The 20,467-nt window shown below is 64.7% G+C and carries 13 protein-coding genes; 3 read left to right on the plus strand and 10 right to left on the minus strand.

Going from position 1 to position 20,467, the window contains the following annotated elements; translation table 11 throughout:
• Nucleotides 1-344: 344 nt before the first annotated feature.
• Together KF791_19155 and KF791_19160 are read left to right on the plus strand one after the other, a co-directional pair.
• Nucleotides 345-602 carry a type II toxin-antitoxin system Phd/YefM family antitoxin gene (locus KF791_19155; GenBank protein MBX3734699.1) on the plus strand — a complete coding sequence of 86 codons (258 nt, stop codon included), beginning with the start codon at nucleotides 345-347 and terminating at the stop codon, nucleotides 600-602.
• Entirely contained in the window at nucleotides 599-1,051 is a 453-nt protein-coding gene (locus tag KF791_19160) for a PIN domain-containing protein (GenBank protein MBX3734700.1), read from the plus strand. The genes KF791_19155 and KF791_19160 overlap by 4 nt, the downstream gene beginning before the upstream one ends.
• 50 nt (nucleotides 1,052-1,101) lie before the next feature.
• Here the strand turns inward: KF791_19160 and KF791_19165 are convergent, their stop codons facing one another.
• From KF791_19165 to KF791_19190, 6 genes are all read right to left on the minus strand, one after another.
• The gene (locus KF791_19165; GenBank protein MBX3734701.1) at nucleotides 1,102-4,515 is read right to left on the minus strand and encodes a hypothetical protein; all 3,414 of its coding nucleotides are present in this window, start codon (nucleotides 4,513-4,515) and stop codon (nucleotides 1,102-1,104) included.
• Between the two features lie 100 nt (nucleotides 4,516-4,615).
• A complete protein-coding gene (locus tag KF791_19170) occupies nucleotides 4,616-8,089 on the minus strand; it encodes a hypothetical protein (protein MBX3734702.1) in 3,474 nt (1,157 codons plus the stop codon).
• 182 nt (nucleotides 8,090-8,271) lie between these two features.
• Nucleotides 8,272-9,198 (minus strand): prepilin-type N-terminal cleavage/methylation domain-containing protein, encoded by a 927-nt coding sequence (locus KF791_19175; protein ID MBX3734703.1) that lies wholly within the window; start codon nucleotides 9,196-9,198, stop codon nucleotides 8,272-8,274.
• A 217-nt stretch (nucleotides 9,199-9,415) separates the two neighbouring features.
• On the minus strand, nucleotides 9,416-12,310 hold the full coding sequence (locus KF791_19180; GenBank protein MBX3734704.1) for a hypothetical protein: 2,895 nt from the start codon (nucleotides 12,308-12,310) through the stop codon (nucleotides 9,416-9,418).
• A 769-nt stretch (nucleotides 12,311-13,079) separates the two neighbouring features.
• Entirely contained in the window at nucleotides 13,080-14,150 is a 1,071-nt protein-coding gene (locus KF791_19185; GenBank protein ID MBX3734705.1) for a delta-60 repeat domain-containing protein, read from the minus strand.
• Nucleotides 14,093-14,680, minus strand: a complete 588-nt coding sequence (locus KF791_19190; GenBank protein MBX3734706.1) for a hypothetical protein — start codon at nucleotides 14,678-14,680, stop codon at nucleotides 14,093-14,095. Before KF791_19190 ends, KF791_19185 begins: the two co-directional genes overlap by 58 nt.
• 140 nt (nucleotides 14,681-14,820) lie before the next feature.
• Between KF791_19190 and KF791_19195 the strand changes: the two genes are divergently transcribed.
• On the plus strand, nucleotides 14,821-15,054 hold the full coding sequence (locus tag KF791_19195) for a hypothetical protein (GenBank protein MBX3734707.1): 234 nt from the start codon (nucleotides 14,821-14,823) through the stop codon (nucleotides 15,052-15,054).
• Between the two features lie 179 nt (nucleotides 15,055-15,233).
• On the opposite strand, the gene KF791_19200 is transcribed toward KF791_19195, so the two are convergent.
• The 4 genes from KF791_19200 to KF791_19215 form a co-directional block, all read right to left on the minus strand.
• Nucleotides 15,234-15,911, minus strand: a complete 678-nt coding sequence (locus KF791_19200; GenBank protein ID MBX3734708.1) for a leucine-rich repeat domain-containing protein — start codon at nucleotides 15,909-15,911, stop codon at nucleotides 15,234-15,236.
• A 132-nt stretch (nucleotides 15,912-16,043) separates the two neighbouring features.
• A complete protein-coding gene (locus KF791_19205) occupies nucleotides 16,044-19,187 on the minus strand; it encodes a protein kinase (GenBank protein ID MBX3734709.1) in 3,144 nt (1,047 codons plus the stop codon).
• 89 nt (nucleotides 19,188-19,276) lie between these two features.
• On the minus strand, nucleotides 19,277-20,032 hold the full coding sequence (locus tag KF791_19210) for a sigma-70 family RNA polymerase sigma factor (protein MBX3734710.1): 756 nt from the start codon (nucleotides 20,030-20,032) through the stop codon (nucleotides 19,277-19,279).
• A gap of 183 nt (nucleotides 20,033-20,215) precedes the next feature.
• Nucleotides 20,216-20,431 carry a hypothetical protein gene (locus KF791_19215; GenBank protein MBX3734711.1) on the minus strand — a complete coding sequence of 72 codons (216 nt, stop codon included), beginning with the start codon at nucleotides 20,429-20,431 and terminating at the stop codon, nucleotides 20,216-20,218.
• Nucleotides 20,432-20,467 lie beyond the last annotated feature (36 nt).

A 20,467-nucleotide genomic window follows, 5' to 3' on the forward strand; every position in this document is an offset into this window, starting at 1 on the left:
ATTCGCCCTCCCATGGGGCGCAACCCCGTTGGGGTTGGCGATCCATCGCGAGTGGACCCAAGGTAGGCGCGGGGCGCCAACCTTGGGCTCCGGGACGCAACGCCGTTGGCGTTGGGTCGATTTCCCTCGCCTCACATTTGCCCAAGGCGGGTCCAGAAATGTCCAAACTCCAGGCCCGGTCCACACGGGCCGGGAAGGCGCAGGAACCTACGCCGGGCTGCCGGGCTAATGGCCCGGAGGCTTCAGGCGGAAGAACCGTAAACCTTCGCCGGTCGGAGCCGTGAAACCCGCAGGTGTTCGAGGCGGAGGTTGACGTTGGCGCGATGTGGACGCAGGATGTCCGCATGAAAACGGCCACCGTGCGTGATCTGAGGAACAACTTCGCCAAGCTCGAAGCCTGGCTCAGCAATGGCGAGCAGGTCTGCATCGAGAAACGGGGCGAGCCTGTGGCGATGCTCACCGCCCTGACGCGGACACGAAGCCAGGACGTGAAGAAGCCCGACTTCGCGGCGCGACGGAGGGCGATCTGGGGCGACCGGATGTTCAGCGAGGCCGAGGTCAAAACGATGCGTGAATACGAGCTCGAAGGAGAAGAAGGATGAATTCCTTCCCGGATACTTCGTTTCTTTGTTCGGTTTACCGGACACAGGTCCATTCAGCCAAGGCAGACGCCTTCATGGCCGCCTGCTCCGGCCCGTTGCCCGTCACGAGCTTGCTGCTGCTTGAGTTCCGTCAGTCGGTTCGACTCCAATCGCGGCTCCATGCCCGGGATAAGACCAAGGGCTTCCCCAAACACGAGGCGAACTTGATGCTCCGTGATTTGCAGTCCGATCTGGCGACGAAAGTGATTGCGGTGGCGGCGGCGGATTGGGCGGAGGTGCATCAACTTGCAGAACACCTGAGCGCGAAGTACACCGAGCAAAACGGCCATCGCCTGGCAGACCTCCTTCATGTTGCGACCGCACTGCACCTGGGCGTAGCGGAGTTCCTCACCTTCGACGCCAATCAAAAACTGCTCGCGAAGGCCGAGGGAATGCGGGTGCCCTGGTGAGACTGACCGGCGGGCCGGGAAGACGCAGGAACCTGCGCCGGCCTGCCGCGCTACTGGCCCGGAGACTTCACACGGAAGAACCGCGAACCCTCTCCGGTTGGGGCGGTGAATGGAGTCCAGGTGTCGTAGCCTTCCAGTCGGACTTCGCCGGCCTGTTCCCAGTGCTCAAGATCGGCACTGGCTTCGACTGGATACACACCTCCCGGCAGGCCATGGACGGTGGCGGCCAGTTGGTTCGCGGCCAATGTCGAGTCCCGTAGGGCCGGAGCCAGGGAGCCGAGATTCAGCCGGACGAGGCTGGGGGCTGACAGGCCATTGACATGCTGGAACGGCCCCGAGAGATAGAGCGTCCCGTCCGCGAGTACCGGGGTCGCTTCGGAGCCCAGTCCGGCGTCGTTTCCCAGAAAGCGAGCCGGGCCGGTTCCGAGATCGAAGCCGGAGTCCAGTGTTCCGTCCGCGTTCAGCAGGGTGACGAAGCGCCGATTCTGACCGGCGATGGTGGTGAAATTGCCGCTCACCAGCAGGCGTCCATCCGGCAGGCAGACGAAGTCGTTCACATCGGCGTTGGGAGTGGGCGAACGAAACGTCAGGTCGTTGGAGCCGTCGGCGTTGAGCCGGGCCAGCTTCTTCGAAGCACGGCCGCCCAGCGTATCAAAGACCCCGCCCACCACGATCTTGCCGTCGGGCTGCTGGCGGATGCGCCACACCGGACCGGCGGCGCCGGTCCTCAGCTTGAAGGTCGGGTCGAACGTTCCGTCCGGGTTCAACCGCGCGAGGTTGAGCATGGGCTGGCCATCCACCTGCTTGAAGTAGCCGCCCATCAGAATCTTTCCGTCCGCTTGGAGCGCCAGGGTCCTGATCATGACGACCCAGTCGCTCGTGGGGCCGCCGTTGGGTTGGAAGCTGGTGTCCACGCTGCCGTCGGGCAACAAGCGGGCGATGAAGGGACGCCGTTCCCCATTGATGTGCTTGAAGAAGCCTCCAAGCACAATGCGCCCGTCGGGTTGGATGACGAGGCTGAAGACCGCTCCGTCGAAGTGGAGGTTGGACCCGAACGATTCATCCACCCGCCCATCTGGTTGCAATCGGACCATCGTGTTGCGGGGCTGGCCATTGACCCGGGAAAACGCTCCCACCAACAACAGCTTGCCATCGGATTGGATCTCGACCGAGGAGATGACGGCATTGGAGCTGATGCTGGTGGGGCCCGCGGTCAAACCAGCCATGCGGCGATGTCCGAGCAGCATCTCCGGCGGTCGAAATGCCTCGTCCACGGTGCCGTCCGCGTTGAGCAGAGCAATGCCAGTGCGCTCGACTCCCGCCAGGTGGGAAAAGTCCCCCCAGACGAGCAGTTTTCCGTCACTGCGGATCCGGGCGTTGAGGTTGCCATTCTGTGCAAGCTCGCGACCGGGATTATCGAGCACAGCTCCCACTCTTTGTCCGTCCAGGATGCGCACCGTGTTCGTGCGCGTGCCGACGACGAGGGAAAAGCTCCGATCGGGGCCGGCCGCGGGCTGTGGCAGGATTGGAATGGCAATCTCCCATGAAGTGGCCCCGGCCGTATTGGTGAGCAGGCCACTCACAGGCTGATAATCCGTTCCAGCCGTCGCTGTGCCGTCCACGGTGCGATAGGGAAGAACCAATTCACCCGCTCCGATGGATCCGGTGTAATTCACTCGGATCCGGGCTTCGGCGGCCAATTCGGTCACGGCGAGCGGGCCGTCGGGGAAGTCGATCTGCCCGTAGCTGGACGGCGTGCTGGCATCCAGGATCACGACTTCCGTGGTGCCCTGTCCGGCAATGCCGTGGTCGCCCAGCACTGAAGAGAGACCCAGGCGGAGCGTTTCTTCCCCTTCGACGACGTCGTCCTGCAGCAACGGAATCACCAGCTCGGCCGTGGCCTGGTTCGTGGCGAAACTCACCATCGTGGAAGCCGGCCGGGTGTAGTCCTGGCCAGCCTTGGCCGGACTGGTGGCGTCGAAGGTCACCGTGACCCGGGTGCTGGTATCCAGATCCCCGGTGCGCACGAGCCGCACCGTGACTGCACCATCCTGCTCGGCGGCGACGAAGCGCGGCTGGGCAAACCCGACGCGGCTGCGCGCCGTGCGGTAAAGGGCGACGTAGGGGGCGATCTCGTTGATGGTGCGGGCGCCGTCCGACGGGCGTTCGGCCTCGGCAGGAACCCCCATCGGCACGCCATCCAGTTGGAGCCGGGGGTTGCCGAAATGGGGGACGTAGATGCCGGGTTCGTAGGACATGACGTCGGTGTACGTCACTCCCTCCACTTCAAAGCGGTGGCCGAAAATGTAGGGCTTCCTGGCGGCGTAGAAGGCCGTGTTCTCCGGCAGATCCAGGCCTGCGTGTTCCCGATCGTGTGCACAGCCGAACAGGTGCCCGAGCTCGTGTGCCAAAACCACGGAACCCTTCCCGGTGAACATCCGGCGAATCACCGTAAAGCCTGTTGCCTGGTTCCCCAGGGGCGGTGTGAAGTCCCACGCCTGACCCCCGATTCCCTGGTTTTCCAGCTCGGTGAGCAGGCACACGAGATCGGCCTTGTAGTCATTGCGCAACTGCGGCACCCGCTCCATGCCGTCCACACCATTGGCCAGGCGGTAGTTGTCCCGCGGCAGGTCGCCGGTCTCAAACGTGTTGTAGAGCCCGATGAAGACGGGGTGGATGCGGACATTGATGAGGCTGTTGGTCAGGCGGTGGTTCATCTCGTCCACCGATTCCAAGATGCGCTGCCGGATGCCTTCCTCGTTGCCCTCGCCGATCATGGCCTGAGGCGTGTAGAGGAACATCACGTCCACCACGGTGGGCTCGGGGAGGGTGTCGGCCGGCGGCAACCCGGCGGCTTGAAGGCCCGCCCTGGCGCGGGTGCCGATTCCGGCAGGTTCCGCATCCGGCACCGGTTGCGGAACGGTGCCGCAGAAGGCATGGGCTCGGGAGTCGACCTGGGAGATCTCCAGCACCTCGCCATCGCCCAGCGGAGCGACCCGGAACGCGCCCAGGCCGGTGAGGCGCAGGAAGCCGGTGAGACTCCGTCCCTCCAGCGTCAGGGTGACACAGCTGGCCTCATCGGACGTCGCGCGCCCGCGGACCACCCAGCCGCCGGTCACAGTGGGTTCCACCGACTCGACGGCGAGGGTGATGTCCTGGTTATCCAGCAGGTCGAGTCGCACCTGGCGTCCGGGCTGAAACCATTCGGCCGCCCGGGTCGGCAGCTGCGGGTTCAGGCGTGCGGTCCGGGATCGTGACGGGGTTCGCCTCCATCCGCTGGCTGTCGCTGGCGATGAGTCCGACTGGACCGGCAGAAGGAGCGCCGGGCGGGGTTCGGAATCGGACCCGGCGTGTGCTGGGAGCGCCCCGGTTGAGGCCCAGGCGATGACGACCAGTGCGACGCCGAGTCCCCGGTGAAAGAATCCCCGGGGCAACCGGGCGGGAAGCGAACGTAATGAGTTCATGCACCCGTTGCCCACCGCACTTCCGGGAAAGGGATTCGCGGATAATTGAGAATTCGTTTCCCGCGCCCAACCCAAAGGGAAACGGCGGGCCGGAGCGCACTCACGGTTCGCGCTCGCGGTCCGCCGCCCGATTCACACGGGCCGGGAGAATGACGGGAACACCGCCGGGCTGCTGACCGTGAGGCGTCAGGCGGAAGAAGCGTGAACCTTCCCCGGTCGGAGCCGTGAATTGAGTCTGGGTGTCGTAGCCCTCCAGCCGGACTTCACCCGCCGGCTCCCAATGCTCGAGATCACCGCTCGCTTCGACCGGATACACGCCGCCCGGAAGGCCGTGGACGATGGCGGCCAGTTGGTTCGCGGCCAATGTCGAGTCCCGCAGGGCCGGAGCCAGGGGACCCAGATTCAGCCGGACGAGACTGGGTGCTGAGAGGCTGTTGACGCGTCGGAACGGACCCGAAAGATAAAGTGTTCCGTCGGCGAGCAACGGGGTCGCTTCGGAGCCCGGTCCGGCGTCTCTTCCCAGAAATCGATCCGGCCCGGTCCCGAGATCGAAGCTCGAGTCCAGGGTCCCGTCCGCGTTCAGCAGGGTCAAGAAGCGCCGGTTCTGACTGGCGATGGTGGTAAAGCGACCGCTCACCAGCAGGCGTCCATCCGGCAGGCAGACGAAGTCGGTCACATCAGCGTTGGGGTTGGGCGGGCGGAAGGTCAGGTCGTTCGAACCGTCGGCGTTGAGCCGGGCCAGCTTCTTCGAAGCACGGCCGCCCAGCGCGTCAAAGACCCCGCCCACCACGATCTTGCCATCGGGCTGCTGCCGGATGCGCCACACCGGACCGGCGGCGCCGGTTCTCAGCTTGAAGGTGGGGTCGAAGGTTCCGTCCGGGTTCAACCGCGCCAGGTTGAGCATTGGCTGGCCATCCACCTGCTTGAAGTAACCGCCCAGCAGGATCTTTCTGTCCGCCTGGAGCGCAAAGGTCTGGATGATCACGGTCCAGTCGCTCGTCGGCCCGCCGTTGGGCTGGAAGCTGGGGTCCACGCTCCCGTCGGGCAGCAACCGGGCGATGAAGGGACGCCGCTCACCGTTGATGCGCTCGAACGTGCCTCCGACCACGATCCGTCCGTCCGGTTGGATGACGAGGCTGATGACCGCTCCGTCGAAGCGGAGGCCCGGACCGAACGACTCATCCACCTGTCCGTCCGGCAGCAACCGGAGCATCGTGGTGCGGGGCTGGCCGTTGACCCGCGAAAATGAGCCGGCCAACAGCAGTTTTCCGTCAGGCTGGACGCCGACCAAGGCCATGTTGGCGTTGGCGTTGAAACTCACGAGCGCCGCCCCGAGACCGGCCAGGCGGCGGTGCCCCAGCAGAATCTCCGGCGGTTGAAACGACTCGTCCACCGTGCCGTCGGCGTTGAGTTGAGCGATGCCGGTGCGTTCATGGCCGCCCAAGCGGGAGAAGCTGCCCCAGACGAGCAGTTTTCCGTCGCCGCGGATCCGGGCGTTGAGATCGCCATCGGGATCGAGTTGGAGACCGGGATTGCCGAGCAACGCCCCCACCCGTTGGCCGTCCAGAATCCGCACGGTGTTCGTGCGCGTGCCGACCACGACGAAAAAGCTCCGGTCGGGGCCGGCCGCGGGTTGCGGCAGGATCGGGACGGCGATTTCCCACGAGGTTTCCCCGGCGGGGTTGGTGAGCGTGCCACTCACCGGCTGATAGTCCGTTCCGGCGGTCGCGGTGCCGTCCACGGTGCGATAGGGAAGGACCAATTCGCCGTCGCTGAGGGGCCCGGCGAAGTTCACCCGAACCCGGGCTTCGGCGACCGATTCGGTGACGGCGAGCGGGCCGTCGGGGAATTCAATCTGCGAGTAGGCGGGTGGCGTGCTGGCGTCCAGGATGACGACCTCCGTGGTTCCCTGCCCGGCAATGCCGTGGTCGCCCTGCACCGAAGTGAGGCCCAATCGGAGTGTTTCCTCTCCCTCGGCCACGTCATCCTGAATCAACGGAATCACCAGTTCGGCCGTGGCCTGGTTCGTGGCGAAGCTGACCAGCGTGGAGGCCGGCCGGGTGTAGTCCTGGCCAGCCTTGGCCGGACTGGTGGCGTCGAAGGTCACCGTGACCAGCGTGCTGGTATCCAAGTCGCCGGTGCGCACCAGCCGCACGGTGACTGAACCGTCCTGCTCGGCGGCAACGAAGCGCGGTGAGGCGAACCCAATGCGGCTGCGCGCCGTGCGGTAGAGGGCGACGTAGGGCGCGGTTTCGTTGATGGTGCGGGCGCCGTCCGACGGGCGTTCGGCCCCGGCTGGGACGCCCAGCGGCACGCCATCCAGTTGGAGCCGGGGATTGCCGTAATAGGGGACGAAGATGCCGGGTTCGTAGGACATGACGTCAATGTAGGTCACTCCCTCCACCTCCAAGCGGTGGCCGAAAATGTAGGGTTTCCTCGCGGCGTAGAAGGCGGCATTCCTGGGATCATCCAGAGCCGCGTGTTCCCGGTCATGGTCGCAGCCCAGCAGGTGCCCAAGCTCGTGCGCCAGCAGCGGGGAACCCTTTCCCATGGCTATCCGAAGGATCACGGAAAAGCCCGTGGCCTCGTTCCCTTGGGGTGGGGTCAGATCCCACGCCTGGCCAGCAATGCCCTGGTTTTCCAATTCGGTGAGCAAGACAACGAGGTCCGCCTTGTAGTCATTGCGCAACTGCGGCACCCGCTCCATGCCGTCCACACCATTGGCCAGGCGGTAGTTGTCCCGCGGCAGGTCACCCGTCTCAAACGCGTTGTAGAGGCCGATGAAAACGGGGTGGATGCGGACGTTGATGAGGCTGTTGGTCAGGCGGTAGTTCGTCTCGTCCACCGACGCCAGAATTCGCTGCCGAACGCCTTCCTCGTTGCCCTCGCCGATGACGGTCTGCGGGCTGTAGAGGAACATCACGTCAATCACGACCGGTTCGGACAACGTATCGGCCGGCGGCAGGTCCACGGACTGGCGAACCCCTCCGGCGCGGGCGATGCCACTGGAGGATTCCGTTTCCGGCACTGGCTGCGGAACGGTGCCGCAGAAGGCATGGCTCCGGGCGTCCACCTGGGAGATCTCCAGCACCTCGCCATCGCCCAGCGGAGCGACCCGGAACGCGCCCAGGCCGGTGAGACGCACAAAGCCGGTGAGACTGTGATCCTCCAGCACGAGCGTAACGCTGCTGGCGTCATCGGAGGTTGCCCGCCCGTGGATCACCCTGCCGCCGGTCGCGGTGGGTTCCACCGACTCGACGGCGAGGGTGATGTCCTGGTGGTCCAGCAGGTCGAGCCGCACCTGGCGTCCGGGCTGAAGCCAGTCGGCCGCCCGGGCGTTCAGGTCCGGATTGAGTTTGAACCGGCTGGCCGGGAGTCGGGCGGTGCGCAACCCGATCGGACTCGTTCGGGGAGCGACTGTATCGCTGGGGACTAGCAATCTCGGCAGATTCAACTGCTTCACCACCCCTTCCGCCCTGATCGGGCCGGGCAGACAAGTCAGCGCCGTCAGCGCGGTGAACAGGAGCAGCCGGCGCTGTGCACGGAAGGTCAGATCAAGCAGTGGGATTCTCATTCCACCCGCTGCTTCGGAATCGGTGGATGAGGGTCACCGAGCTTTTTTGGAATTCACCAACCCCTGCTCATTTCCCCGCCGCGGCGAGGATCGGCGCCGAGGCGGCTGGGCTCGAGCCCTCACGGGCATCCAGGGCGAAGCGTCGTCGAACCCGAGCCGAATTGCGCAATCCGTTTGTGCGCTCACTCCACATCGCGCCAGCCGGGGGAAGACCAGTCCAAGGCGCCCTGATACGCCTGGGGCTCGGTCCGGATCTTCCGGGTGAGCACGAATCCGCAATGGCCGTCCCCGAACAGCAGGTTCACGCCCACCGGGCTGTGGGCTTCTGGATTGATGAAGATGCCGTTGATGTCCTTCTTGCCACCGATGGCGAGGCAGATACCGAACATCTTCTGCGACGAATAGCTGACCGCAGACATGGAGTACTGCCTTGGGGTGTAGCTGGACGGCGTGGACTGGTGGGAGAGTCCGGGGGCATACCAATAGGAGGCCAGGACGGGCAGCCGGTTGGTCGGCACGTTGAACGCCTTGGCGAACAGGACGTTCATCGGCCCCTTGTCGAGCGGGCAGCGGTAAAAGGTGCCGTTGGTCGGCAGGTAAGGCACCATCAGGCGGTAGAAGTCCACGAACGCGATGTTGGGATAGCCGCTGGGCGAGAAGGGCAGCCGGTCGTTGTTGTCCGGCAGATACATGCCAAAGCCGAGGCCGAGCTGCCGCTCATTGGAGAGGCAGCGGACGCCGTAGGCCTTGTGCTTCGCCTTGGCGAGGGCCGGCAACAGCAGCCCGGCCAGGATGGCAATGATGGCAATCACCACCAGCAGTTCGATCAGGGTGAAGCCGGTGCGGGCGAACCCTTGGCCGGCGGGACCGGGCCGAAGGTGTTTTCCAGCGGGCAGGGACGCGGCCGGCAGACCGGGATGCCACCGATGCCAGGCGCCGCCGGTCCGCCGTCCGGTCCCGCTCTCAGGGGGAATCGAAATGCACGGGTTGATCACACCCTTCTGCTTCGGAATCGGTGGACCGGGGTCACAGGGAATCTCTGCCCATTGGGGAAGATCAGGGTGACGACACCCCGACCCCACGTTCGGTCGGAAGAGGGATGAATTCATTCACCCCTTGCTCACCGCATCTCCTTGAAAAGGATTCGCAGAATTTTCGGGGGGGTCTTCCCGCGCTGCCAGCGCAGAAACGGCGGGCAGGATGGCACACACACTTCGCGCTCAGAGTCTGCCACCGATCCCAAGCCGACAGGAGCGCGTTGAGGGGCGGCGGCGTTCAGCGCAGGAGAGACGTTTCGTTCTCAGTCGCATCCGTCATCCGCGACGCTCACGGCACCTCCACCGCCTGCCAAAAGCGTTGGGAGGCATCCGCCCTATCTATGATGGAGACGCGGCCCTCAGGGTCCGCGACTGCGGCGCCAGCGCTCTGCCACGCCTGGCCATCCAGGCCATGGGTGGAGAGCAGGTGATAGGTCCGGTGCGGAGTCCCCTGCCAGGCGAAGCGGAGGCCCGAGGTGTTGCTGGTGGCTGGCAAGGGAACGGCGGCGACAACGGAGGTCGCCATTCCGGGTGCGAGGAAGAGACCCTGAGATGAAGCTCCGACGACCCGTTCCCCATCCGCGGAACAGGCGATCGCGGTCCAGTTCGCAGAAGGCGAGCCAGACCAGCGCCACGTTTGGCCTCCGTCGTTGGACTGATGCACTGTCCCTCCTGAAGTGGGGGAGCCGTAGTCTGCGGCGAAGATCCGCCGACCGTCGTGGGAGAGGGCCAAGGCCACCCAGTTCGCAGGAGGTGCGTTGATGCGCCTCCAGTCCAGAACGGTGGGATCGCAGGCGTACAGGCCATCACCAACAAGGGCGACCACTCGCCGGCCATCGCCGGACACAGCGACCGCACGGACGGCCGCCTCCGGGAGTATAACCGACTGCCAATGGACCCCGAAGTTCGTCGAAACATGGATCAGGAACTGCCAGGGAGCTGGAGCGTAGAATCGTTGTCTGACGGCAGCCATGACCCGAGCATCACTGGAGATGGAAACACTCCTCCAGAGATCAGCCTGCTCATCGGCATTGGCCGTATTCCAGGTTTGTCCACCGTCATGGGAGATACGGAGGCGACTCTCCGGCATGGGCAGCACGGGGAATGGGGGACGACCAATGTAGGTCGTATTGTCCTGGCTGATGAGCAGCGTCTGGCTGTCGGCGGAACAGGCGACGGCCTTGGTTCGCCAGATGCCTTTCCCGACAAGGTCACCGGGGTCGATCCACGACCGCCATGTTTCACCGAAATCTGCTGAAAGACTGCCGGAGGTGGGTTGTAACGAGTCGAGCAGTGAGGTTCCCTGTCCAAGGATGACGGTGGCGGACTCCGCACCGAGCCCCACGCAGGTCCAGTCCGTTCCGGGTGCGGACAACGGCGCCCAGGTGCGCCCTTCGAGAGATGCCATAACCCGATCGGGTGAACTGACCAGGATCCGGTCCCCCGAGGCGGACATTGCGACGGAGTTCCAAGCCGCCGCAGGAAGGTCGGCCCGTTGCCAACTCGCCTGACTCACTTGCGCGACCTTGACCACCACCTCGCCGGAAGGGTTGCGCAGGCGGGCGGAGTATTCGCCGACGTCGGCGGTCTGGATGTTGGTCAACTCGATCCAATGGACTCCCGGTCCCGACCATGTTCCGGATCGGTTCAAAGGGACGCCGTTGAGAAGCCATTCGACCTCAATTTCACCGCCTTCAACCTGGATCTGAAGATGGGTGCTTGCTCCCGGCACCACGGCTGAACCGCTTGGCGGCTGGGCGGCAACCAATCTGGGCAGGGTGAGCTTCAGTTCGCCGACATCGGCGGTGACCAAACCGCTCGCGTTGGATACGACGACGCTGTAGGTCCCCAGATCAGCGACGGAGGTGGAGTCCAGTTTCAGTTCCCGGGAACGGCTGCCGGCCCGGCCCGGTGCATCGGTGAGATCCACGCCATTCTTCCGCCACTGAAAGGACAGAAGTCCACCGCTGGCCGTCACGCCAAAGGAGACCGGCGCGCCATCCACCAGGGCCGTGGAACCTGTTTGGACCATATCGCTTAAGGTTGGGGCGTCGAGCTTCAGGGTGAATACCTCCTGTTCGACGGAGCCTTCGGCATTGGACACGACCACCGAGTAGGTGCCGAGGTCCGCCTGGGATGCCGAGTTGAGCTTCAATTCCGAGCTTTTCGTGCCGGAACGGCTTGGGCCGTCGGCCAGCGGGGTGCCATCCCGTCGCCACTGGTAAATCAAACGGCCGCCGGTGGCCTCGACTCCCAGCGTCACCGAGCGGTCACCGTCCAGTCCAAGGTCGCCCTCCCGGCGGGTGTCCAGGATGGTTGGCGGATAGACCACCCCGTTGATGTGGATCACACCGTAGTCGGGGGCAGCGACCTGCACTGAGCCATTCTGGGACATCGCCACCAGTTCAACCCAGCCCAAGTCGGCATCCTGCCAGGTGGCGCCAGAATCGGCGCTGAAGGAAATGGGGCTGGGCGTCCAGATTCCGGGCCAGGGCCTGTTGAATGCCGGCGCCGACAGGACTTGAATTCCACCTGGGCCGAAGGCGAACGCGCTGGGCACGTGGTTCAAGTCCTGACTCTGCCAGCTTTGGCCTTGGTCTTCAGACACCAGCAAGGAGTCTTCCAGCGCCACCACGATGCGCAGTCCTCTGTCGCCGGATGCGACGAGGTTCAGGGAACGCGACGCGCCCACTCCATGCCCAGTCAATCGGCTCCAGGTGGAGGCGGAATCCGTCGAAAGAAGCAGTCGCACGACGGGATTCCCCCCGTCATCGGTGCCTTCGGCGCCAACGACCAAGGTATCTCCATCGGCTGACACTGCGACATGGGATATCCATCCTTCATCCCAGAGGACGACCACCTTCCAAGTTTGGCCGTGATCCTGACTCAGGCAGGCAACCCCCGCCACGGCCAAGAATATTTGGCGTCCATCCTGGGAGAGGGCGATGTCTGTGATCACTGGATCCCAAGGATTCCCAGGAACCCATTCCGGGACGATTTCAGGCGGCAATTCGCAACGATTCCAGGTCATGCCGTGATTATCCGAGGTGACCAGCAATGGCACGCTGACCGAGTTTCCGTCGGGCCTCACGGACCACTGGGCGCCGGCCAGGGCCATGAAGCTGCCATCGCCGGAGAGGACAAACCTCGTCTGCCACGACACCTCCTCTGGCAGCGAGGACATCAAACGCCAGGACTTGCCGAAGTCCCCGGAGACAGCCGAGGCCGCCCTGGAAAGACCGGATTCCTCATCCTCGACCCAGCCAATGGCGGCGATGACCGAGGCGTTGGAGGAGACATCGAGACACAGCCAATTCGCACTCGGTGAGGGGCAGCGGGTCCAACCGTCCGCCCAATCCGAACCCGCCGCGGGACTCCTCCAGGCCAGCAGTATGAATGGGAACAACAAGCACCACCGAGCGAAGATTTGATGCAGTCTGCTTCGCCGGATCACCAAGAGAATCGGGTTCATCACACCCATTGCTTCGGAATCGGTGGACCGGGGTCACAGAGAATTTTTTCTCGGAAATCGCCAACCCCTCCTCATTTCCTCGCAGCATCTTTTTCCCGACGGATTTCCTCCCAGGATGGTGCGCGCCAGATGCTGATCCGCGGCGCTTGGATGGAATCGGAAACCAACAGAAGTTGACTGCCATCGGGCGAGACTGCCGGGCGGTGACCGAGGCCAAACGGGGACTCCAGATCCAGTAGCAGACGTCCGGAAACGGGGTCCAAGATCCGGCAATTGGACAGGAGGAGGCGCGATCCATCGGGCCAGAAGGCGGAACCGTGGCTCGTGCCCTTCAACGTGTCGAACGTCTGGATCGGGCGGAGGGATTGGGCCTCCAACAGTTGCTGGCCGCCACAATAGCCCAAAGTAGCGGCGGGCCGGAGCGCACACACGTTTCGCGCTCGCGGCCCGCCGACCGATTCACTCGAACCGGAATCTGTTCTCAGGGCTGAGGTGATCCGAGACGGAAGAACTCCGATCCCGGAGCTGCAGGGCGCACGAGTTCCGTCGTGGTGGAGTTTCCGTCGAGGCGCACTTCCCCTTCGGCGTGCCAGTGTGAAAGGTCTGGGCTGGATTCGACGGGATATACTCCGCCGAGAATCCCATGGACGGTGGCCTGCCACTGGCCCGATTCGATCCGGGCGCTGGCCACGACCGGCGCCAGCGGGCCCAAGCGGATCTGAGCGACATTTCCGACGGGTTCGCCGTTGAACCGGCCACCACTGCCGAAGAGCCAGGCAGAGCCCCGTGGATCGACGGCGATGCCGCGGCGGCTGAGAGGTGAGTCGAGACCGAGGCCAGTGTCGAACTCCGGAGCCAGCGAGCCGTCGCGTTCCAGCAGGGCCAGGAACCGGCGGGGTTTGCCGCCCACCTGCGTGAAGTCGCCGCTAATCATGCTGCGACCATCCGGCAGGGGGACCATTTGCCAAACCTGGGCGTTGGGATTGGGGGAACGGAAGCTCGTGTCATTGGAACCATCTGGGTTCAACCGGGCCACCCGCCGGATGGCCCGTCCGCCGACCGTGACGAAATCGCCTCCAAGAAGTGTGCGGCCATCAGGAAGCGCGTGAATGGCTACGACTGGACCGACGACGCCGCCTCGCATCCGGGACGTAGTGTCGAAGGTTCCGTCCGCATTCAGACGTGCGAAATTGGGTGACGTTTTGCCGTCCACTTTCTCAAACGAACCGCCGATCATGATCTTGCCGTCCCGCTGCACGGCGACCGCCCAGATGACGACCCCACCGCTGCTGGTGACGCCGCCGTCCGGTTTAAAGGTGACATCCACAGTGCCGTCGGAATCAAGGCGGACGAGGGCGGTATGCGGCTCGCCGTTGACGTGCCCGAAGGTCCCGACGACCACGATTTTTCGATCGGTCTGGACTGCAAGGTCGAGCAGCCTGCCGTCGAAACGCAGGTTCTGGCCGAAACGTTCGTCGAGCGAACCGTCCGCCTTCAATCGCACCAGCATGGAACGCTTCTGTCCGCCGACCCGCGAAAACTCCCCGGCCACCAATACCGAACCGTCGAACCGGACTCGGTGTAGTTGATCAGTTCCATGCGGATCGGGTTCAGTCGCACGTTGATCCCGCTGTTCGTGTAAATCCGATGGGTGGTTTCGATGGATTCGAGGAGTTTTTGCTGGAGCCGAACTTCCGAACCGGCGCCGGAGATCGCCAGGGGGGTGTAGAGGAACAGGACATCGATGACGGTCGGATCAGGCAGCGTATCGGCGGCGGGAAGGAGCGGGGTCGTCCCGGACCGGGCAATTCGGTGGGCCGTCGAGCCCGACGGGACCGCGGCCACCGGAAACAAATCCGTTGCACAACCGCCGGGAGGAAGCGCCAGGGACTTCCGGACCTCGACCGAATCGCCGCGGGAGGTGAGGTGGAAGTGTCCCCCGCCACCCAGATTCACAGTGCCCGAGACGCCGGTTTCGCCCAACGAAAGTGCGACCGTGCTGTCCGGATCACCGTCGGCCCGACCGTCGACCAGCAATTCTCCTTCCGCACCCTCCTCGGTGTGCTCGACCGCCACGGTCACCGACCGAAGCCCGAGCAGCAGAAGGATTCTGGCCTGTCTGCATCCAACCCGTACCGCCCCAGGGGCCCGCCCCTGGTTCGAAAGCGTGGGTTCCCGTTATCTGGGCTTGAATGGATATCCCATGTGGATATCCTATTGTTGTGAGCAGCGAAACCGTGGTTTTCAAAGTTGGCAACAGCCTCGCTGTTCGCCTGGTTGGCGACTGTCGCCTGCCCCGTGGCACCCGTGTTCGTGAACGCTGGGAGGGTAAATCCATCGTCATCGAGCCGGTGGTCAATACCTGGTCCGATGACTTCCTTGCCAGTGCAGGGACATGGGACGAACCCATTGAACGTCCGGGAAGAAACGAGCCAGCCCGGGATCCCTTCGCGTGAAAATCCTTCTGGATACCTGCGCCGTCAGCGACTACTTGCGCGGCTTGGATCCGGTGGTGCGGCGCATCCAGAAGGCCAAGCCGACTGGCTTGGCGATCAGCGCCGTCACCGCCATGGAACTCCGGTACGGCGCCTCCCGTCGGCAATCGGCGAAGCTCACTGCCGCAGTCGATGCCTTCCTAAACGGCATCACCATCCTGCCCTTTGACGCCGAGGCCGCTGAGCGCGCCGGAGGCCTGCGTGCGGCCATGGAAGCCAAGGGTCACGGCATCGCCCTGGCCGATTGCCAGATTGCGGCCACCGCCATGGCCTGCGGCCTGACTCTGGTCAGCAATGATGGCGACCTCCGTCGTGTCCCAGGCCTCAAAGTCGTCGATTGGCGAGCTGTCCGGTGAGAGCAGCTGCAACCGTGCATCCGATGACGCCAGATTGGGACAATCTGCGAACGCCCCGTTTCCAATGTTGGCGAGGCTACCGGGAAGGGTGATTTGGGTCAGGCCCGTGCAGCCCCAGAAGGCTCCGTATCCGATGGAAGTGACACCGTCGGGAATGATGATCTGGGTCGGGCCGATGCGGCCAGAGAATGCCCCGTCTCCGATGGCCGTGACGGGCAGGCCATGAATGTCGGCCGGGATGGTCACGGCTTCGCCGGCACCGGAGTATCCGGTGATGGTGATGCCATTCTGGTTGGTAACGTAGGTGAACGAAACGACACCCTGCGCGCGCAGTTTGGGGTTGGACGCCAGCATCAGGGCCATGGCCAGCAGCGGGAACAGACGAGCCAAATCACGAAGGAAGCCGCGGCCGACGGCGCGGAGACCCAAGGCGCTCGGAGCGGCGCCGAGCGCGAAAACCACTGGAACAATCCCACCCGGACGGCGGCGGACAGTGCGGGTGGACGGTGGAGCGAGTTGTTTCATTCTACCCGCTGCTTCGGAATCGCTGGCCCGGGGTCACAGAGAATTTTTCCAAGAACCCGCCAACTCCGCTCATTTTCCGGTCTCGGCTTCTTCCCGACGGATTTCCTCCCAGGATGGTGCGCGCCAGACGCTGATCCGCGGCGCATGGGCGAAATCGGAGACCAACAGCACCTGGCTGCCATCGGGCGAGACCGCCGGGAGGTGACCGAGGCCGAACGGGGACTCCAGATCCAGCAGCAGACGTCCGGAAACGGGGTCCACGATCCGGCAATTGGAGAGGAGGAGGCGCGATCCATCAGGCCAGATGGCGGAACCGTGGCTGGTGCCCATCAGTGTGCCGAACGTCTGGATCGGGCGGAGGGATTGGGCCTCCAACAGTTGCTGGCCGCCCCAATAAGTGACGAGCAGATGGCGGCCATCCGCAGAGAAGGAGGCGCCGGTGTAGGTCTCCTGACCCAGTTTTCGTTCCACCCGGCGGTGTCGGATCAGGTCGAGGCCGATCAGGCGACCGTCGGCAAAGATGTCGTAGCTGATGCCGTCCTGATCCGAATAGGCCCAGCGCCAGGCCCCGGGTTCCGTTTCGGTGGTCCACGTCAGGCGCTTCGCCTTGGGATCCCACACCTCAATCGCATCGCCTTTGCCCCAGCCCTCCTTCTGTCTGTAAACCGCCAGCAGTCCGTGCTTCCGGAGCCACCAAAAGCCCGTCACCGGGCGTCCGGCAATGGGCAGCGAGTCGAGGGGTTGGTCGTTGGAAGTGGCGTGCAGGGTGACCTGTCCATCCATGCGGCCGACCGCCAGCAGATTCAATCCGCCCAGCACTGCGGCTGACCGACAATTTGTTCCCAATTCGCCAAGCAGGCGGCAGTCGTAGTGCGGCGCCAAGGCTTCGTAGGCACGGTGGTTGGTCGAGATGAACAGCAGGCCGCGGCCGTCGGGCAGAAAAGTTCCGTGGACGGACGGAAGCTCCAATACCTTGCCCTGCCGTTGCCGGGGCCGGGCATTGAGATCCCATTCGGTAACGAAGCCAGAACCGGCGGTCAGAAGGGTCTGGCCGTCGCCAGACAGACAGAGGGTGGAGACCCCGCTCCCGTCACCCGTCAGCGTGCGCACTTTGGCAAAAGTCGGAACCTCCCAGATGTCGAAGCCGGTGAACAACCGTTGCCCCTGCGGATCGAACGCCAGCGCCTGTTGACCGTTGACCGTCAGGGTGTGCGCCAGTGTTCCCGATTGGAGATCCCAGATTCGAACCAGGGGCTGGTCATTGCCACCACCGGAGGCCAGCCAGCGGCCATCCGGTGAGAACGCCAGGGACACCACCTGAACCTGGCCCTGCGGGAATCGGAAGACTTCGTCGCCAGAACGGGCCTTCACCACGCGGGTGAGGCCGGTGGCGACGTGGGCACCGCTTTCGCCTTCGAAGGCCAGCAGCCTGGAGTCCGCTGAAAACGCGAGCGGACTGCCCTCGGCAAAGTCCGCGAAATCGGCCGCGATGCTCTGGAGCAAGGTTCCTGTCGCCGTCTCGAACACATACACGCGCCGGTCGTCCTGAAGGGTACTGCACGCGAGGAGCCGGCCATCGGGGCTGACGGCCAAATTGCGGGGAACACCCGGTAGGGCGAGGGAGCGCTGTACGGTTCGGTTGGTAACATTCCAGAGCCGGACGTAGGACTCGGTTTCACTCCGACAATCCGTGTAGGCCAGCCAGGGGGTTCCCGGCACTGTGGCCAGCAACGTGACCACGCGGTTGAGCGGAAACTTCGCTGCCTTGATCCGGTTGATCGGCTCGACCAACTCAAAAATCCGTTCGCCCGTATGGGAGTTCCAGAGGGAAAAGCCTCCCTCCCGCTCACCCACCGCAACCGTGTCGCCGTCCGGCAACAGGGCCAGCGAACCGATCTCACGTCCGCTCTGGCCGAACTTCCGGATGGAGTCTGACCGGCTCACGCCCCAGAGATAGCGCCATTCCCATCCCCGGAGATCCTCCCCGCCGGGAGGCGGGCGCGTGCGATCCAGGCTGGCGCGAATGCCCGGCCAATCGCCGGCTGCGAGCGCACGGTTGGCGGCATTCATTTCCGCCAGGTACGCACTGCGTCGGGCCGCCGTGGCCGAGGCTTCGGCCCGGCGCCACTGCCATAGGACTCCGAGGAGGCCGAGCACGACGGCCAGCACACACCCGATCGTCAGGGCGGCGATTGCCGGCCGTCGCCGCACCCATTTCATGGCCCGTTCACGCGTTGACAGCGGACGGATGCTCAGGGGCTCGTGCCGCAACCAACGTTCCAACTCCTCGGCCAGGGCGGCGGCGCTGTCGTAACGGCGGGCGGGGTCCTTTTCCAGGCATCGCAGGCACACGGCTTCCAGGTCGCGATCGAGTCCCGGGACCAGCATGGAAGGCCGGGGCGGCTCGGTGTCGGCCACCAACCTCAGCACTTCCAGGGCGCTCCGGCCCAGGAACGGCGGGCGGCCGGTGAGCAGTTCGAACAGGACCGCCCCCAGTGCGTAGATGTCGGCCGGGGTGCCGGCTTCCTTGGCGTGGCCCGCCGCCTGCTCCGGCGCCATGTAGGCCGGCGTGCCCAGCACCGACGTGCTCAAGGTCAGACTGCTGTCGCCGTCCGACAGCTTGGCGAGGCCGAAGTCGGCGATGTGGGGCGCGCCCACTTCATCCAGGAGGAAGTTGGACGGTTTGAGATCGCGATGCAGCACGCCGCGGGAATGGGCGTGGTGTACCGCCCGCGCTGCCGTGGCCACGAAACGGGCCGCCTCCAACGGTGTGAACCGTTGCCGCTTCAGGGCGTGCGCGAGGCTGCCGTGCTCGAAGTACCGAAGCGTCAGAAAATGGGTGCCCGCGTGACGGCCCACCTCGTAGAGGGGAACGATGTTCGGATGATCCAGCCGGGCGACGGCCTGGGCCTCGGTCTGGAGCCGTTCATAGGCGTCACGGCTGGTCAATGCCGAGCCATGCAGGGTCTTGAGCGCCACGATGCGGTTGAGCCGTCGTTGCCGCGCCCGGTACACGACGCTGGTGCCGCCCCGGCCGATCTCGCCGAGGATCTCGAATTCGCCCAACTCCGGGGGAATTTCCTGAGCCATGGCTTCCTCGGACCCCTCCAACGGATCGTCATGCAGGGCCGAACCAAAAAGACAGACGGGACAGTTGCCACCCAACTGCCCCGCGGGCAGGGGCCGCTGGCACCGGGCACAGAGGACATTCATGTCAGACTGCCGGGAGAGGCGGACGCTTGATGACGGAAGTTCATCCCAGGGTGCTTCGGGAATTCCCGGGCGGGGTCACCCAAAACCGTTCACGAACTCAGGACGGCGAGCAGATGTCGCATCTCTTCGTCGAGATCGGCCACCCTGGGAACCGTCTGGGCCACCTCCTGCCTCAGCAGCTCCCGATACCGCATCCGCCATCGGCTGAGCCGCATCTTCACAGCGCTTTCGCCGAGCCCCAGCCGGGCACCGGTTTCCGCCAGGGTCCCCGCCGGTTCGCCGCCGCCGAGGAACCCCTGCAACGCGGTGAACAGCTCGCCTTGGCCGGCACGCTCCGCCTCCGCCCGCAGGTGACGCAGGGTGTTCTCCAGGGTGGCCAGCGCCCAGCGCCGGTCAAACTCCTGCTCCGGGCTCAGACCGGCGCTGGGTTCAAACGGACGTTGCTGCTCTGCGGCCAGTTCGTCGAGCGAGAGCAGCACCTCGCCGCCGCCCCGCTTCTTCGCCGTCACACGGTCGTGATCGTCGGCCAGGAATCGCTGGAGCACGGTCAGCAGAAAGGTCCGGAACCGGCCCTTTTTCGGATCTGCGACGCCCATCACACCCTTGGCAAGCAGCCGGGCGAAGAATTCCTGGGTGAGATCCTGGGCTGCCTCGTGGAACTGACCCGTGCGGCGGATGTAGGCGTAGATGGCCGGCCAGTAGGCGCGGCACAAGGTCTCCAGCGCCTCGCGGGCGGCGATGTCGTCGCCCTGGCCGGCGTGCAGCACCAGGCTCCAGTGGGTGGTCGCAAAAGCCCCCCCGTGGGCGGTTTCGGAGCTCAGGGTCAACGATGGACCGGGCTTCATGGAGAGGAGTGAACTGGCGCCAGCACCGCGCCGAAAGTCAATTCCCGTTGCTCACCCTTCCGCCCGACCCGACCGCGTGCTGCTCAGACGGGTTCGACCTGGAGCCGGTTCCCGAGGATCTGGCGGATTGCCTCGAAATGGGCGTCGCGACAATTGACGGGTATCTCGACCCACGCCGACGCGTCAACGAGTCGCATACACGTCCTGCGCCTCCAACGGGTCGGTGGTCATTGCGTAGTCCGCTCCGCCCGACAGAACCCGGGACAGGAACTGCTGTTTCTGCCGCTGCCGGAGGTACTCCGTCAACGCCTGCGCGCTTGCCGGTGATTTCTTCTTCTGGCCGGTGATCTTCTGCAGTTGCTTCAGCTCATTCGCATCAAACTCGATCGTGATTCGCATACTTCAAGAATGACATTTGATGCTTCGAGATTCACA

This window comes from Verrucomicrobiia bacterium (assembly GCA_019634635.1).
GTDB lineage: Bacteria > Verrucomicrobiota > Verrucomicrobiia > Limisphaerales > UBA9464 > UBA9464.